This window comes from Nonomuraea bangladeshensis, assembly GCF_039529455.1.
In the GTDB taxonomy this organism is placed as follows: domain Bacteria; phylum Actinomycetota; class Actinomycetes; order Streptosporangiales; family Streptosporangiaceae; genus Nonomuraea; species Nonomuraea bangladeshensis.
The window spans coordinates 496751-510683 of sequence record NZ_BAAAMV010000006.1; the positions used below are offsets into that span (position 1 = coordinate 496751).

The 13933-nt window shown below is 72.6% G+C and carries 14 protein-coding genes and 1 pseudogene; 7 read left to right on the forward strand and 8 right to left on the reverse strand.

What is annotated here, in order from left to right; translation table 11 throughout:
* Nucleotides 1–32: 32 nt before the first annotated feature.
* Together ABD292_RS21765 and ABD292_RS21770 are read left to right on the forward strand one after the other, a co-directional pair.
* Complete coding sequence (locus ABD292_RS21765; protein ID WP_344209997.1) at nucleotides 33–917, forward strand: urease accessory protein UreH domain-containing protein; 885 nt, start codon at nucleotides 33–35, stop codon at nucleotides 915–917.
* Between the two features lie 65 nt (nucleotides 918–982).
* Nucleotides 983–2368: a tetratricopeptide repeat protein gene (locus ABD292_RS21770; protein ID WP_344209999.1), complete on the forward strand. Its 1386-nt coding sequence runs from the start codon at nucleotides 983–985 to the stop codon at nucleotides 2366–2368.
* A gap of 3 nt (nucleotides 2369–2371) precedes the next feature.
* Here ABD292_RS21770 and ald read toward each other — a convergent pair whose 3' ends face one another.
* Both ald and ABD292_RS21780 read right to left on the reverse strand, forming a co-directional pair.
* Entirely contained in the window at nucleotides 2372–3481 is a 1110-nt protein-coding gene (gene ald / locus ABD292_RS21775) for an alanine dehydrogenase (protein WP_344210001.1), read from the reverse strand.
* Between the two features lie 52 nt (nucleotides 3482–3533).
* Nucleotides 3534–4916, reverse strand: coding sequence for an aspartate aminotransferase family protein (locus tag ABD292_RS21780; RefSeq protein ID WP_344210003.1), 1383 nt, complete (start codon nucleotides 4914–4916; stop codon nucleotides 3534–3536).
* A 267-nt stretch (nucleotides 4917–5183) separates the two neighbouring features.
* Between ABD292_RS21780 and ABD292_RS21785 the strand changes: the two genes are divergently transcribed.
* The gene (locus ABD292_RS21785; protein WP_344210005.1) at nucleotides 5184–6533 is read left to right on the forward strand and encodes a M20/M25/M40 family metallo-hydrolase; all 1350 of its coding nucleotides are present in this window, start codon (nucleotides 5184–5186) and stop codon (nucleotides 6531–6533) included.
* 238 nt (nucleotides 6534–6771) lie between these two features.
* Here ABD292_RS21785 and ABD292_RS49000 read toward each other — a convergent pair.
* The 3 genes and pseudogenes from ABD292_RS49000 to ABD292_RS21795 all read right to left on the reverse strand — a co-directional run.
* Nucleotides 6772–7371, reverse strand: a pseudogene (locus tag ABD292_RS49000) (RloB family protein); the annotation flags it as partial.
* Complete coding sequence (locus tag ABD292_RS21790) at nucleotides 7368–8615, reverse strand: AAA family ATPase (protein WP_344210007.1); 1248 nt, start codon at nucleotides 8613–8615, stop codon at nucleotides 7368–7370. The gene ABD292_RS21790 and the pseudogene ABD292_RS49000, both read right to left, overlap by 4 nt.
* A gap of 89 nt (nucleotides 8616–8704) precedes the next feature.
* Nucleotides 8705–9157 (reverse strand): NUDIX domain-containing protein, encoded by a 453-nt coding sequence (locus ABD292_RS21795; protein WP_344210009.1) that lies wholly within the window; start codon nucleotides 9155–9157, stop codon nucleotides 8705–8707.
* Between the two features lie 54 nt (nucleotides 9158–9211).
* On the opposite strand from ABD292_RS21795, the gene ABD292_RS21800 reads away from it, so the two are divergent.
* Together ABD292_RS21800 and ABD292_RS21805 are read left to right on the forward strand one after the other, a co-directional pair.
* On the forward strand, nucleotides 9212–9904 hold the full coding sequence (locus ABD292_RS21800; RefSeq protein WP_344210011.1) for a class I SAM-dependent methyltransferase family protein: 693 nt from the start codon (nucleotides 9212–9214) through the stop codon (nucleotides 9902–9904).
* Nucleotides 9901–10764 carry a phosphotransferase family protein gene (locus ABD292_RS21805; protein ID WP_344210013.1) on the forward strand — a complete coding sequence of 288 codons (864 nt, stop codon included), beginning with the start codon at nucleotides 9901–9903 and terminating at the stop codon, nucleotides 10762–10764. Before ABD292_RS21800 ends, ABD292_RS21805 begins: the two co-directional genes overlap by 4 nt.
* 12 nt (nucleotides 10765–10776) lie before the next feature.
* Here the strand turns inward: ABD292_RS21805 and ABD292_RS21810 are convergent, their stop codons facing one another.
* The 3 genes from ABD292_RS21810 to ABD292_RS21820 form a co-directional block, all read right to left on the reverse strand.
* On the reverse strand, nucleotides 10777–10980 hold the full coding sequence (locus ABD292_RS21810; RefSeq protein ID WP_344210015.1) for a hypothetical protein: 204 nt from the start codon (nucleotides 10978–10980) through the stop codon (nucleotides 10777–10779).
* 20 nt (nucleotides 10981–11000) lie between these two features.
* Nucleotides 11001–11597 (reverse strand): ArsR/SmtB family transcription factor, encoded by a 597-nt coding sequence (locus ABD292_RS21815; RefSeq protein WP_344210017.1) that lies wholly within the window; start codon nucleotides 11595–11597, stop codon nucleotides 11001–11003.
* 95 nt (nucleotides 11598–11692) lie between these two features.
* Complete coding sequence (locus tag ABD292_RS21820) at nucleotides 11693–12223, reverse strand: cysteine dioxygenase family protein (RefSeq protein WP_344210019.1); 531 nt, start codon at nucleotides 12221–12223, stop codon at nucleotides 11693–11695.
* Nucleotides 12224–12334: 111 nt separating this feature from the next.
* Here ABD292_RS21820 and ABD292_RS21825 point away from each other — a divergent pair, with 111 nt between their 5' ends.
* Both ABD292_RS21825 and ABD292_RS21830 read left to right on the forward strand, forming a co-directional pair.
* Entirely contained in the window at nucleotides 12335–13198 is an 864-nt protein-coding gene (locus ABD292_RS21825; RefSeq protein WP_344210021.1) for a LysR family transcriptional regulator, read from the forward strand.
* 21 nt (nucleotides 13199–13219) lie between these two features.
* Nucleotides 13220–13846, forward strand: a complete 627-nt coding sequence (locus ABD292_RS21830; protein ID WP_344210023.1) for a LysE family translocator — start codon at nucleotides 13220–13222, stop codon at nucleotides 13844–13846.
* Nucleotides 13847–13933: the final 87 nt, after the last annotated feature.

Below are 13933 nucleotides of genomic sequence, written 5' to 3' on the forward strand. Positions count from 1 at the left end.
CGCGTCCGCCGGGCCGGTCTACCGTACGGGGTATGAGCGCCCAGGCCGCCGCCGCCCTGCTCGCCGGTGGAGTGGCCGCGGGTCTGGTGGCGGGCACCGCGACGTGCGCCGCCACCCAGGGCGGCCTGCTCGTGGGCCTGGTCGGCCGGGGCGGTGACCGGGCCGCGGTCGGGTGGTTCCTGGCCGGGCGGCTGGCCTCGTACACCGTGGCAGGGGCGCTGCTCGGGCTGCTCGGCTCGGCCGTCAGCCTGCCGCCGCCGGCCCGCGCGGCGCTGCTCGTCGCGGCGGGCGCCGTGGTGGTCGGGTTCGCGGTCCGGATGTTGCGGCGCGGGCACTGCGCCGCCCAGGAAGCGGGCGAGGTCCCCCGGTTCAAGGCGCCGCTGCTCGGCGCGGCCACGATCCTCGTGCCGTGCGGGATGACGCTCGGCGTGGAGATGATCGCCGTCTCCAGCGGCTCGCCGCCGGCCGGCGCGGCGGCGATGGCGGGGTTCGTGCTCGGCAGCGCGCCCGCGTTCGCGCTGCTCGGCTACGTCCTGCGGCGCGTCTCCCGCACCCGGCTGTCCAGGGTCGCCGGGGTGGTCGCGATCGCCGCCGGGCTGTGGACCGCCGGGACCGGGCTCAACCTGGCGGGCTGGCTGCCCGCCGCCGCGCCGGAGGCGAGCTCCGCCGTGGGTTCCGCCACCGTGACCGTGTGGGCCACGCGCACCGGTTACCGGCCGTTCACGGTGACGCTCCCGGCGGGCGTGCCGGTCGAGGTCGACTTCAGGGTGGCCGAGCCGGGCTGCACCGGCACCGTCGTCATCGCCGGGCGCGACGTCGCGCTCCCCGCCACCGTCCACCTGCCGCCGCAGCCGCCCGGCAGGCTCCGCTACGCCTGCGGCATGGGCATGTTCACCGGTTTTCTCGACTTCCGGTGACACCAGCCGCGCGTTGTCGGCGATTACGGTTCGCGATCGGGCGATCACGTGCCACCCTGTGGCCTATGGCCTGGCAAGGAGAGGTGGCGGCGCCCGCCGTACCGGCGCCGCGGATGGGCGAGGAGCCCGAGCTGCTGACCGCCGCGTGCACGGGCGACCCGCAGGCCGCGCACCGGCTCGGCAAGCTCTACGCCCAGCACGGCGACCGCGTGTCCGCCAAGCACTGGTGGGAGCTGGCCGCCGCGGGCGGCAACGTCGACAGCGCCTTCAACCTCGGCATCTGGCACGAGAAGCACGGCAGCCTGGTGGAGGCGCTCACCTGGTACGAGGCCGCCGCCCTCGCCGGCGACGCCGAGGCCGCCGCCAACCTGGCGACGCTGCTGCTGGAGCAGCGCGGCGACGTCGAGACCGCCCGGCGCTGGTTCGAGCGCGCCGCGAGGGCCGGCTCCCGCGTGGCCGCCCGCCGCCTGGCGCTGGTCTGCGAGGACGCCGGCGAGCAGGCCGCGGCGCGCGAGTGGCACCGCAGGGCGGCGGCGGCCGGCGACACGGCCTCCGCCCACGACCTCGGCTTCCTGGCGTACGCGGCGGGCGAGGACGAGGAGACCGTGCACTGGTGGGAGTCGGCCGCGCGGGGCGGGCACGTCGAGTCGGCCTACTGCATGGGCCTCTACCTCGACGCGGAGCGCGACCCCGAGGGCGCCGAGGCCTACTACCGGCTGGCCGCGCGGAGCGAGCATCCGGGCGCGGCCTCCTGGCTCGGCGGCATCGCGCTGTCCCGCGGCGACCTCCGCACCGCGCGGGCCTGGTACGAACGGGCCGCGAACGCCGGCCGGGCCGAGGACCAGCGCATGGCCGGGTTCGTCTGCGTGGAGCTGGGCGACACCGCCTCGGCCGGCCACTGGTTCGGGCGGGCGGCGGCGGGCGGCGACGCCGAGGCCGCCTTCACCTACGGCCTGCTGCTCATCGCCGAGTTCGGCGACCTGGCCGGCGGCCGCCACTGGTTCAGGCAGGCGGCGCAGGCCGGCCACCGCGAGGCGGCGGTCGAGCTGGGCGGGCTGCTGACGGCCTCCGGGGAGCAGGTCGAGGCGCACCAGTGGCTGTCCGACCCGCCGCCGCCCGTCTGGGCCCGCCCCGCCGAGCCGGAGCTGGCCGCGCGGGCGGAGCTGGCCGCCCTCACGACCGGGCGGCGGGGCGGCGAGGCGCTCGACGCGGCCGAGCTGACCGAGATCCTCGCCACCTGGGACCTCATGACCCGGCCGCTGCACGACCATTCCGACGTGGTGAGCTGGCTGGTGCGGCGCACCGCGGCGCACCGCAGCTCGATCGAGCACCTGGCGTCGGTGCGCGGCACGCTGCTGCGGCCGGGCGCGGCGCCGTGGCCGAGCCCGGCGGAGATCCAGCACGTCCTCGCCACCGCCCGCGACCTGCGCGGGCGGCTCGGGCTGGAGTGAGCCCTACAGCACCTCGGAGAGCGGCGTGTAGGCCAGGCCGAGCGCCTCGGCGACCGGCTGGTTGGTCAGCAGGCCGGCGTGCGTGTTGAGGCCGGCGGCGAGCGCCTGGTCGGCCCGCAGCGCCTCGCGCCAGCCGAGGTTGGCCAGCTTGACGGCGTACGGCAGGGTCGCGTTGGTCAGGGCGTGGGTGGAGGTGTGGGCCACCGAGCCCGGCATGTTGGCCACGCAGTAGAAGACCGACCCGTGCACCTGGTACGTCGGCTCGGCGTGCGTGGTCGGCCTCGAGTCCTCGAAGCAGCCGCCCTGGTCGATGGCGATGTCCACCAGCACCGATCCCGGCTTCATGCGGCTGACCAGGTCGTTGGAGACCAGCGTCGGGGCCTTGGCGCCGGGGATCAGCACCGCGCCGATCACCAGGTCGGCCTGGAGGACCTCCTGCTCGATGGCGTACCGGGTGGAGACGAGGGTCTTCAGCCGGCCCTGGTAGACGGCGTCGATCTGGCGGAGCCGGTCGATGTTGGTGTCGAGGACGGTGACCTCGGCGCCCATGCCGACCGCGATCTGGGCGGCGTTCAGCCCGGACACGCCGCCGCCGATGACGACGACCTTGGCCGGGGCCACGCCGGGCACGCCGCCCGGCAGGATGCCGCGCCCGCCGTTGAAGCGCATGAGGTTGTACGCGCCCACCTGCGGGGCGAGCCGCCCGGCGACCTCCGACATCGGGGCGAGCAGCGGCAGGGCGTTGCCGACCTGGACGGTCTCGTACGCGATGCCGGTCGTCCCCGCCGACAGCAGGGCGTCGGTGCACGGCCGGGAGGCCGCGAGGTGCAGGTAGGTGAACAGCACCAGCCCCTCGCGGAGCCGGTGGTACTCCTCCGCGATCGGCTCCTTGACCTTGAGGACCATGTCCGCCTCGCCCCAGACGGCGTCGGCGCCGTCGAGGATCTTCGCGCCGGCGGACAGGTACTCCTCGTCGGTGATGTGCGAGCCGAGGCCAGCACCACTCTGCACCATGACGTCGTGGCCGTTGCGTACCAGCTCGTGGACGCCTGCGGGTGTGACGGCCACGCGGTACTCGTGGTTCTTGACCTCGGCAGGGACGCCGATTTTCATGGCGGTGCATCCTTTCGGGTACCGGCACGCCGTCGTGCCGGGCTGAGGGGTGTCAGATGCGGGCCCACGCCTCGGTGAGGACACCACGAAGGATGGAGCCGATCTCCTCGAACTCCTGCGGACCCGCGATCAGCGGGGGAGCGAGCTGGATGACGGGGTCGCCGCGGTCGTCGGCGCGGCAGTAGAGCCCGGCGTCGAAGAGCGCCTTGGACAGGAAGCCGCGCAGCAGCCGCTCGGACTCGGCGGCGTCGAAGGTCTCCTTGGTGGCCTTGTCCTTGACGAGCTCGATGCCCCAGAAGTAGCCGGAGCCGCGCACGTCGCCGACGATGGGCAGGTCGCGCAGGTCGTCGAGGGTCTGGCGGAACAGCGGCTCGTTCCTGGTCACGTGGCCGAGCAGGTCCTCGCGCTCGAAGATGTCGAGGTTGGCGAGGGCGACGGCGGCCGAGACGGGGTGGCCGCCGAAGGTGTAGCCGTGGGCGAACATGGTGTCGCCGTCCTTGAACGGCTCGAACAGCCGCTCGTGCGCGATCATCGCGCCGATGGGCGAGTAGCCGCTGGTCATGCCCTTGGCGCAGGTGATGATGTCGGGCACGTAGTCGAACTTCTGTCCGCCGAACATGGTGCCGAGGCGGCCGAAGGCGCAGATGACCTCGTCGGAGACGAGCAGGACGTCGTACTCGTCGCAGATCTCGCGCAGCCGCTGGAAGTAGCCGGGGGGCGGCGGGAAGCAGCCGCCGGCGTTCTGCACGGGCTCGGCGAAGACGGCGGCCACGGTGTCGGGGCCCTCCATCTCGATGGCGCGGGCCACGCGGTCGGCCGCCCAGATGCCGTACTCCTCGGGGGTCATGCCCGGGACGCCGGTGATCTCGTCGGCGCGGTAGTGGTTGGTGTTGGGCACGCGGACCGAGCCGGGCACCAGGGGCTCGAACATCTGCTTGAACGCGGGGATGCCGGTGATCGACAGCGCGCCCTGCGGGGTGCCGTGGTAGGCGATCTGGCGGCTGATGACCTTGTGCTTGAGCGGCTTGCCGACGAGCTTGTAGTACTGCTTGGCGAGCTTCCACGCGGTCTCTACGGCCTCGCCGCCGCCGGTGGTGAAGAAGACGCGGTTGAGCTCGCCGGGGGTCTGCGCGGCCAGGCGCTCGGCCAGCTCGGCGGCCTTGGGGTGGGCGTAGGACCACAGAGGGAAGAAGGCCAGCTCCTGGGCCTGCTTGGCGGCGGCCTCGGCCAGCTCCTGGCGGCCGTGGCCGACCTGGACGACGAAGAGCCCGGCCAGGCCGTCGAGGTAGCGCTTGCCGTGGATGTCGTAGACGTAGGACCCCTCACCGCGGACGATGGTCGGGATCTCGGACTGCTCGTAGGCGCTGTGCCTGGTGAAGTGCAACCAAAGGTGGTCTTGCGCGGCCTTCAGGACGTCGTGTTCCGGCTGCGTCATCGTTATCTTCCCTCGTCTCTCAGCTAGCCCAAGTCTGCATGCTCACCGATCGTTTGCCAAGCGAATCGGTCGTAGCAGTGTGCAGGAAAATCGAGATCCGCAGAAGCACCATGTAACGGCAACGAAATCCGCATGTAGATTAACGCGATGGAGCATGTCCGTTTCGTCCCGTTTACCGGGTTGCGTCCCAGATAGGCGGGCGGATGTGATCCAATGAGTGGCAAACTGTCCAGCTTCGACGAGAACGACCCCCGGGGGAGCGTCCCAGTGACTCCAGACCAGATAGAGAGCGCCGTCGCCGCCTCGATGCCCCAGACCGTCGAGGACCTCAAGCGGCTGGCCGCCATCCCCTCCGTCGCATTCCCGGGGCACCCGGAGGAGCCCGTGCTCGCCGCCGCCGCGGTGACGGAGGAACTGCTCCGCTCGGCCGGCCTGCCGCGCGTGCAGCAGGTCCCCGTCGAGGGCAGCTACCCGGCGGTCTACGCCGAGGCCCCCGCCCCGCCCGGCGCGCCCACCGTGCTGCTGTACGCGCACTACGACGTGCAGCCCGCCGGCGACCTCAACGCCTGGCGGACGCCCCCGTTCGAGCCGACCCTCATCGACGGCCGCCTCTACGGGCGCGGCACCGCCGACGACAAGTCCGGCGTGATGTCGCACGTCGCCGCCCTGCGCGCGTTCCGCGGCCGGTTCCCGGTCGGGATCAAGGTCATCGTCGAGGGCCAGGAGGAGTACGCGGGCGAGCGCCTGGAGGCGTTCGTCGAGCGCAACCCCGAGCTGCTGCGCGCCGACGCCATCGTGGTCGCCGACACCGGCAACCCGCGCGTCGGCGACCCGGCGGTGACGACCTCGCTGCGCGGCATGGCCGCCTTCACCGTCGAGGTCCGCACGCTGCGCGAGTCCGTCCACAGCGGCTCGGCCGGCGGCGCCGCCCCCGACGCGCTGGCCGCCCTCATGCGCATGCTGACCGCGCTGCACGACGACAACGGCGACATCCGCGTCCCCGGGCTGCCGCGGGGCTCGTTCCTCGGCCAGGGGCCGTCGGAGGAGGAGTTCAGGAAGACGGCGGGGGTGCTCGACGGGGTGTCCCTGGTGGGCTCCGGCTCGCTCGCCGACCGCCTGTGGTCGTCCTACGCCATCACCGTCACCGGCCTCGACGTGCCGACGGTGGCGCAGGCCATCAACGCGGTGCAGCCCGTGGCGCGGGCCCGCGTGACGGTCCGCGTCCCCCCGGCCGGTGACCCGAAGACGACCGTGAACGCCGTCGTCGACTTCATGCGCCAGGTGGCCCCGTGGGGCGTCCAGGTGGGCTTCGGCGACTTCACGGTGGGCTCCGGCTTCCAGGCCGACTCGGGCGGCTACGCCCGCGCCGCGCTCAACCGGGCGATGGAGCGCGCCTTCGGCCGCCCGCCGCGCGACGTCGGCGCCGGCGGCTCCATCCCGCTGGTCAACACCCTGCTCAAGCAGTTCCCGGCGGCGGAGATCCTGCTGTTCGGCGCCGAGGACGAGGACGCCGGCTGCCACGCCCCCAACGAGCGGGTCGACCTGGAGGAACTGCGCAAGGTCGCCACCGCCGAGGCCCTGTTCCTCCTGGAACTCGGCTCCCCCAGCGCGGCCTGACCTCGCTCGGCACCCGGCTCGGGGACCTCATCGGTCCACGGGCCGGGTCAGCAGATGCCCAGGGAGACGAGCAGCCGCCAGACGTCCGTCGACGGATCTCGCCTGAGCAGCGGGCAGTCGGAGCATGACCCGAGCGGGCTGCCCACGCCTCGGTGGAGCACATGGACCGGTCGCGATCGGCCGCGCTGGTGTCGGCCTGGGCCGCCCGGCACGCGCCGTGGGCACACGCGTCCACCAGTTTTTTCGCCCGAGCGACCGCTCTGCCTTCCAGCCCGTACAGGGCCGCGCGGCGAGCCCCTGTGAGGCTCTTGTCGTTCTTCTTGTCGTAGTCCTTGAAGGCGTCCGTCTCCTTCACCTGCCGCAGCTTCTCGACAACGATCTTGCTCCGGCCGCTCTGGGCTCCGCAGAACGGCTGGAAGTGCAGGAGCAACCACAGATCGAACGATGGGTGCGAGAAGGCCAGTTCTACCCCCGACCGGGCCGCCTGCTTGACCGCCTGCGGGATGTCGTTGTGCTCGTCGCGGTCGAAGACCGCCCAAGCCTCGTCCTCGGCGGCGAACTCGCGGACCGCCGCCACCGTCTCCGCCGGCGACATCCCGTTGCGCCGGTAGACGGGCTGGATCCGGAACGGCGCCCCGGCCTGGCCGTCGCCCTCGCCGAACCGCTCGTTGAGGTAGCGGAGGTAGTCCGGTTCCGTGGATTCGCCCTCGCAGGCCACGTACAGCACCCGCACCGCCCGTGACCGCGTGCCCGACTTGCGCTCCAGCCCTCGCTCGTCGTCGGGATGGCCGCGCCTGCGGCGACGCTCCGGCCTCGGCCTCTCGGATCTGCTCGTCACGAGCCCTCCAGAACGGAGAACTCGCGAGCCAGCTCACCAGCGGTGACCCGGGGCACACCGCCGTAGCGTCCCCGCAGATAGCCGCGCTCCAGGTTCTCCTCCTTGCGTGGTTTCGCCTCCGTCAGCGAGTACAGCTCCGTCTCCCCAGAGCGTTTCTTCAGCGTGAGCCAGACCTGATCCCGCCCCAGAGGCCGGTCGAGAACCGCGTTGCCCAGCAACGTCGCGTCGTGGGTCGTGAAGATCAGCTGGGCACCGCGCGGGTTGGCCGCCGGGTCCTGGAGTATCCGTACGACCTCGGCGGCCAGGGTGGGATGCAGGCTGGCGTCCAGTTCGTCGACCACGAGGAGCGAGCCCTCGTCCAGGGTCGTCAGCAGCAGGCCGAGGAAGGTGAACCAGGCGTGCGTCCCCAGCGACTCCTCGGTGTGGAAGTCCAGCGGGACGTCGCGGCCGGCCGTGGACCGGTGCAGGAGCCTGACCTCGCCGCTCTTGGCCTCCACGTCGATGCCGGTGACCCCGAGGTCGGCCGCGGCCAGCAGGCCGCCGATCCGGCGGCGGTAAGCGGCGTCCTGCTCGGCCCGGGCCAGGAGGAAATTCGTCAGGCGCGGCTCCGGCTCGACGCGGTAGAGGCTCTTCACGAACCAGGCGTACACCGCCGACAGCTGAGGGTCGTTGAGCGCGGCGCCCACCGAGAGGAACAGGGCGTTCGGACGGGTCAGGGCCACGAGGTCGTCTCTGCGGCCCCTGAATCCGCTGCCCCTGAAGACGAACTCGCCGCCCTCCTCCTGCGGGCGTGCCGCCTCGCGATCGAACCAGACGCTCCGCCGGCCATGCGGGTAGGCGTGCAGCCACTCCGCCTCCACGCGCTCGTCGGACAGTTCGAAGCCGTAGGTGTAGCGAACCGGCTCGTCCCCGAGGACGAGATCCACCTCGAAGAGACTGGTCTCCTCGCGGCAGGCGGGGTCCAGCTTGAACGGCTCCCTCGGCACCGTTTCCGGCGCCTTCGCCCAGTCGGCAAAGGACTCCCGCACCGCGTCCCGCATGAAGCGCAGGCCGCTGATCAGGTTCGACTTCCCCGAGGCGTTGGCGCCGAAGACGCCCGCCACCGGCACCACCGACAGCTCGCGCCCCTTGTGCCGGAGCCCGCTCTGCCGGGCGGTGCCCTCGTTGAACTCGGTCGCCACCAGGGAGAGCTCCTGCTCGTCGCGGATCGAGCGATGATTGGCCAGCCGGAATTTGATGAGCACCGCAAGCCTCTCGTCAAAGCGCCGTCGGGACACGCCATCTTCCATCTGGCGCGGAAAACCTGCACGAAAGAGTCTATGACGCGCCTGGTTCAGGTGCCAGCAAGCCCGACCAGCTCCCTGTGGGCGGGCTGGAGGCCCTCCGGGAGGTCGCCGGGTTGGCACCAGCGGGCCTCCAGGATCTCCAGGGGGTCCAGTTTCAGGGTGCCGCCCGTCAGGACGGCCTCGTAGGCGAGCTCGGCGCGGAGGGCGTAGCCGCTGCGCACCCGGAGCAGCCGGCCCACGCGCACGTCGAGGCCGGTCTCCTCGCGGACCTCGCGCCGGACGGTCTCCTCGAACGTCTCCCCCCGCTTGGCGTAGCCCGTGGGGAAGCCCCAGGGGCGGCGCTCCGGCCACAGCCGGTGGCGCAGCACGAGCAGCCGGCCCTCGTCGTCGCGGACCAGGCCGGTGACGCCGATCATGAACGTGGCGTGCGTGAGCCACACCAGCCGCCACCGCAGCCGGCCGCCCAGCATCCTCCACACGCGGGCGAGAAGCCGTGTCACCGCGCTCCTTCTCTCTCTAGATCGTTCGGGTCCTGTGGGACATAGTGTCGCGTCATGGACTGGAACGAGTGGCACGACGAGTACGATCGGCCGGACTCATCGCTGGCGCGGCGGCTGGTGGCGGTCCAGGAGCGCGTCAGGGCGGCGCTGGACGCCGCGCCCGCAGGGCCGCTGCGGGTGATCAGCATGTGCGCGGGCCAGGGGCGGGACCTCATCCCCGTGCTGGCGGAGCACCCCCGGCGCGACGACGTACGGGCGCGGCTGGTGGAGCTGGACCCCGCCAACTGCGACCTCGCGCGGAGCGCCGCCGCGGCGGCCGGGCTCGGCCGGGTCGAGGTGGTCGAGGCGGACGCCTCCCTGACCGACGAGTACGCCGACCTGGCGCCCGCGAACCTCGTCCTCGCCTGCGGCATCTTCGGCAACATCAGCGACGACGACGTCCGGCGGACCGTCGGCTTCTTCCCGCAGCTGTGCGCGGTGGGCGGCACGGTCGTCTGGACGCGGCACCGCGAGGAGCCGGATCTGGTGCCGCGGATCCGCACGTGGTTCGAGGAGGACGGCTTCGCCCTGGAGTGGGTGTCGCCGCCGCAGGCCGGGTACGGGGTCGGCGCCCACCGCTTCACCGGGCGCCCGCGACCGCTCGCGGCCGGGGAGAGCATGTTCCGCTTCCTCGGTCACGACGAGCTGCGCCGGGCCGCACGCACATCGCCTCCGACCACCACCGAAGGGTCCAGAGAACACCCGTGAGCATCCGTACGACGCATCGCGCTCTGCTGAGCCGTCTGCTGCCCGACGACGATCCGGACGACCTCGCCGTGCGTCAGGGGCAGTTCCACATCGTGGTCATCGGCTCGGACCGCGTCGTACGCCTGCCCCGCACCCGGTCGGCGGCCGCCCGGTTGCCCGAGCGGGTGACCGCGCTACGCGCGCTCGACGGTCTCGACCTCGGTTTCCGCATCCCTGAACCGCTGCTCCACGGCGGCGCCCCCGGCACCGGCGAGACGCCTTTCCTGGTGCTCAGCCGTCTTCCGGGGGAGCCGCTGAAGACCGACGCGCTCGACGACGCCCACGTGGTGGACACCGTGGCCGCGCAGTGTGTCGCGCTGCTGTCGGCACTGGCCCGCGCCGGCGCGGACGAAACGGCACGAGCGGTTCTCCCTCAAGCACCGGAAGGCCGGTGGCGGCGGTTCGCGGAGGACGTTCGCGCGGAGTTGTTCCCGCTCATGTCCCCCAGCGGACGCCTACGGGCCGAGCGGGAACTCGCGGCACTCGACAGCCTTCCCCACCTCACCGAAGCGGTGGCGCATGGCGACCTCGGCGCCGAGAACATCCTGTGGGAGTGGGAGGACGGCCTGCCGCGCCTCTCCGGAGTGCTCGACTGGGACGACGTCGCACTCGGCGACCCCGCCGAGGACCTCGCGGCCATCCGTGCCGGCCACGGTCCTCAGCTCCTGGAGCGGGTGCTCGCCCTGGGCGGCCGGCCAGACCACGGACTCCTGACCCGCATCGCCGCGATCGGCGGCACGTTCGCCCTGCAGCAAGCCCTCTACGCCGTCCGCGACGGCGACGAAGAAGAGCTCGCGGACGGCCTGGCGGAGTATCGCTGACGCAGTGCGAGGTCAGTGGTCGGTCGCGTGGCGGGGCGGCGTGCCGGTGTGGACGAGGCGCAGGCCCGTCTCGACCAAAGCCCAGCCGAGCCGGGCGCGCCAGGGACGCGGGCCCGGCGCCGGCCGGGGGCGGACGGTCGCGCGGTGGCGGGCGGCCTCGGCGCGCAGTTCGCGGGCGCGGGCTCGCTCGACGTAGAGGTAGAGGTCGGGGTCCATCGGGTTCCTCCTGGTCGGTGTCATGGCCGCCATGAGCGGAACGGGAAGCCGTACATGTGGAGTGCGACGCTCTCGCGCCCCTCGGTGTCGCCCGCCTCGCGGGCCGATCGGCCGCGCGCCCGCCACCGGTCGGCCAGCTCGCGCAGCTCGTCGCCGAGGCCGCGCAGCTCGTCGGGCGTGAGCCACATCAGGTATTCGGAGGAGAAGGCGGCGTCGCGCCAGCCGGGCTCCCAGCTCATCTGGGCGTCGAGGTAGCCCTCGTACATCTCGTGCTGCTGGCGGGTGTGGGCGCGGCTCACGGCGGCGTGGACGGCGACCTCCTCGGGACTGTCGCGGAAGTCGGCGTCCCTGGTGGAGATGCTCTCGGCGACTGGACGCCACCAGCGCTCGCGGGCGTCGCCGCCGGCCACCGGCGCCTCCTCGATGAGGCCGTGCGCGGCCAGCTTGCGCAGGTGGTAGCTGACCAGGCTCACCGCCTCGTCGACCTGGTCGGCGAGGTGGGAGGCGGTGGCCGTGCCCGCGACGTAGAGCGCGCGGTAGAGCTTCATGCGCAGCGGGTGCCCGAGCGCCTTGAGCGTGTCGAGGTCGCGGACGTGGCGCGTCTTCTCGGTGGCCATGACTCCACCGTAGATGCGAAAATTAATTTGCGCAAATAAAGTTGCGCGTCCCCGGCATCGCGTCCCGCCATGGAGACCGGCGGGGCGTCAGGAACTCATCGCACAGGGAGGTCGTAGGCGCGGCGCACGCTGCTGCCGAGCCGCCTCAGGTCGGCCCCGTACACGTGCACGGAGACCCCGACGTCGGCGCTGGTGTTGACCACCTTATGGATGTCGCCGGGCGGCGCGAAGCCGCTGACCTCGCCAGGCCGGTTGTCGGTCCGGCCGAGCTCGCGCAGGTGGTCGCCCATGTCCCGGTAAAGGGTCTCGTGCTCGACCCCGCTCAGGATGCCGAACGCGCACCAGGAGACGTGGTCGTGGATCACGGTGACCTGGCCCGGCCGCCACACGACGCCGACGATCGAGAAGCCCTCCTCGGCGTGGAGCAGGTGGGAGACGTACGTGTCGGGCCTGCCCGCCCGCTCCTCCGGCGTGAGCAGGCCGGGGCCGGGCAGGCGCTCGCGCAACACGTCGGCGGCGGCGTACGCGGTGCGCTCGGGGTCCAGGCCCCGGGCCACGACGGCGGAGATGCCGCTGACGAGCGGCTCCAGACCCGGCCTGGCGAGTGCGGTCACGGCGACTTCCATGGTTGCCCTTCAGGGAGAGCAGACGGTGGTCCTTCCCTCTCCACAGTGCTACCGCCGGTATCGATAGGTCCAACAGAAGTGTTCTGGCTCACCCATAGATATGGTTGATGAATGCTGGACGTCGTCCGCCTCCGGGTTCTCCTCGCGGTCGCCCGCAAGGGCTCGGTCACCGCCGCCGCCAAGGAGCTGCACTACTCGCAGCCGTCCGTGAGCCACCACCTGGCCCGGCTGGAGGCCGAGACCGGGGCCCGGCTGGTGCAGCGCGTGGGCCGGGGCATCCGGCTGACCGAGGCCGGGTGGCTGCTCGCCGAGCGCGCCGCCGAGATCATCGGCCGGCTCGACGACGCCGCCGAGGAGCTGGCCGCCCACGTGGGCCTGCGTGCCGGCCGGGTGCGCCTGGCCGCCTTCCCCTCCTCGCTCGGGACGTTCGTCCCGCGGGCGGTCACGGTGCTCAAGGCCGGCCATCCCGGCCTCCGGCTCGACCTCACCGAGGCGGGGCCGCCAGAGGCGCTGCGGCTGCTGCGCGCCGGCCGCGCCGACGTGGCCGTGATCTTCCGCTATGACGACACCGCCCCCGAGGAACGCGGGATCACCATGATCCCCCTCATGGACGACCCCGGCTACCTGGTCGCCGACCGCCCGGTGGACGGCGACCTGGCGGCGCACGCCGACGCCTCCTGGATCGCCGGCTGCGAACGCTGCCGCACTCACCTCCTGGACGTGTGCGCCAGGGCGGGCTTCGCCCCGCGCGTCTCGTTCACCAGCGACGACATCGTGGCCGTGCAGGCGCTGGTGGCGTCCGGCCTCGGCCTCACCATGCTGCCCGGCCTCGCCCTGCGCGCCCACCGCCACCCGGGCGTCGAGGTCGCCGAGATCGCCGGTTCGAGCCGGCACGTGTACGCCGCCGTCCTCGGCGAGCCGCCCCACCCGCCGCCCGTCGAGGCGCTGCTCCACACGCTGAGGAAAAGTCGTTGACGCCCTTCTTATGATGCATGTATGCCTGATGTCGCGACTCTCGCGCTGTTCTGCGCGCTGACGCTCGGCCTGCTCGTGGTGCCGGGACCCGCGGTCCTCTACATCGTCACCCGCAGCGTCGCCCAGGGCCGCAGCGCGGGGCTGATCAGCGTGCTGGGCGTGCACGCCGGTTCGGTCGTGCACGTGGCCGCGGCGGCGCTCGGCCTCAGCGCGCTGCTGGCCGCCTCCGCCACGGCCTACGCCGTGGTCAAGTGGGGCGGCATCGCCTACCTGGTCTGGCTCGGCGTACGCAACCTCGTCCGGCGCGGCGGCGGCGAGGAGGCCGTGGAGCTGCGGGTGCAGTCGAAGCGGCGGCTGTTCTGGGAGGGGGTCGTGGTCAACGTGCTCAACCCGAAGACGGCGATCTTCTTCCTGGCGTTCCTGCCGCAGTTCACCGACCCGGCCGCCGGGCCCCTCGGGCCGCAGATCCTGCTGCTCGGGCTGCTGTGGATCGCGCTCGGCATGGCCTCCGACGGCACGTACGCGATGCTCGCCTCAGCCCTCGCCGGGCGGCTGCGGGCCTCCCGGCGGGCGCAGCGGCGGCTGGAGGTGGGCAGCGGAGTCGTCTATCTCGGGCTGGCGGCCTGGCTCACGGCCGAGAAGGCCTGACGCGCCGAGGGACGCGCCACCCAGGGTTCACCTGCCGGCCATCCGCTTCTTGATCTCCATCTCGTGACCGGCGATACCTTCTCCGAG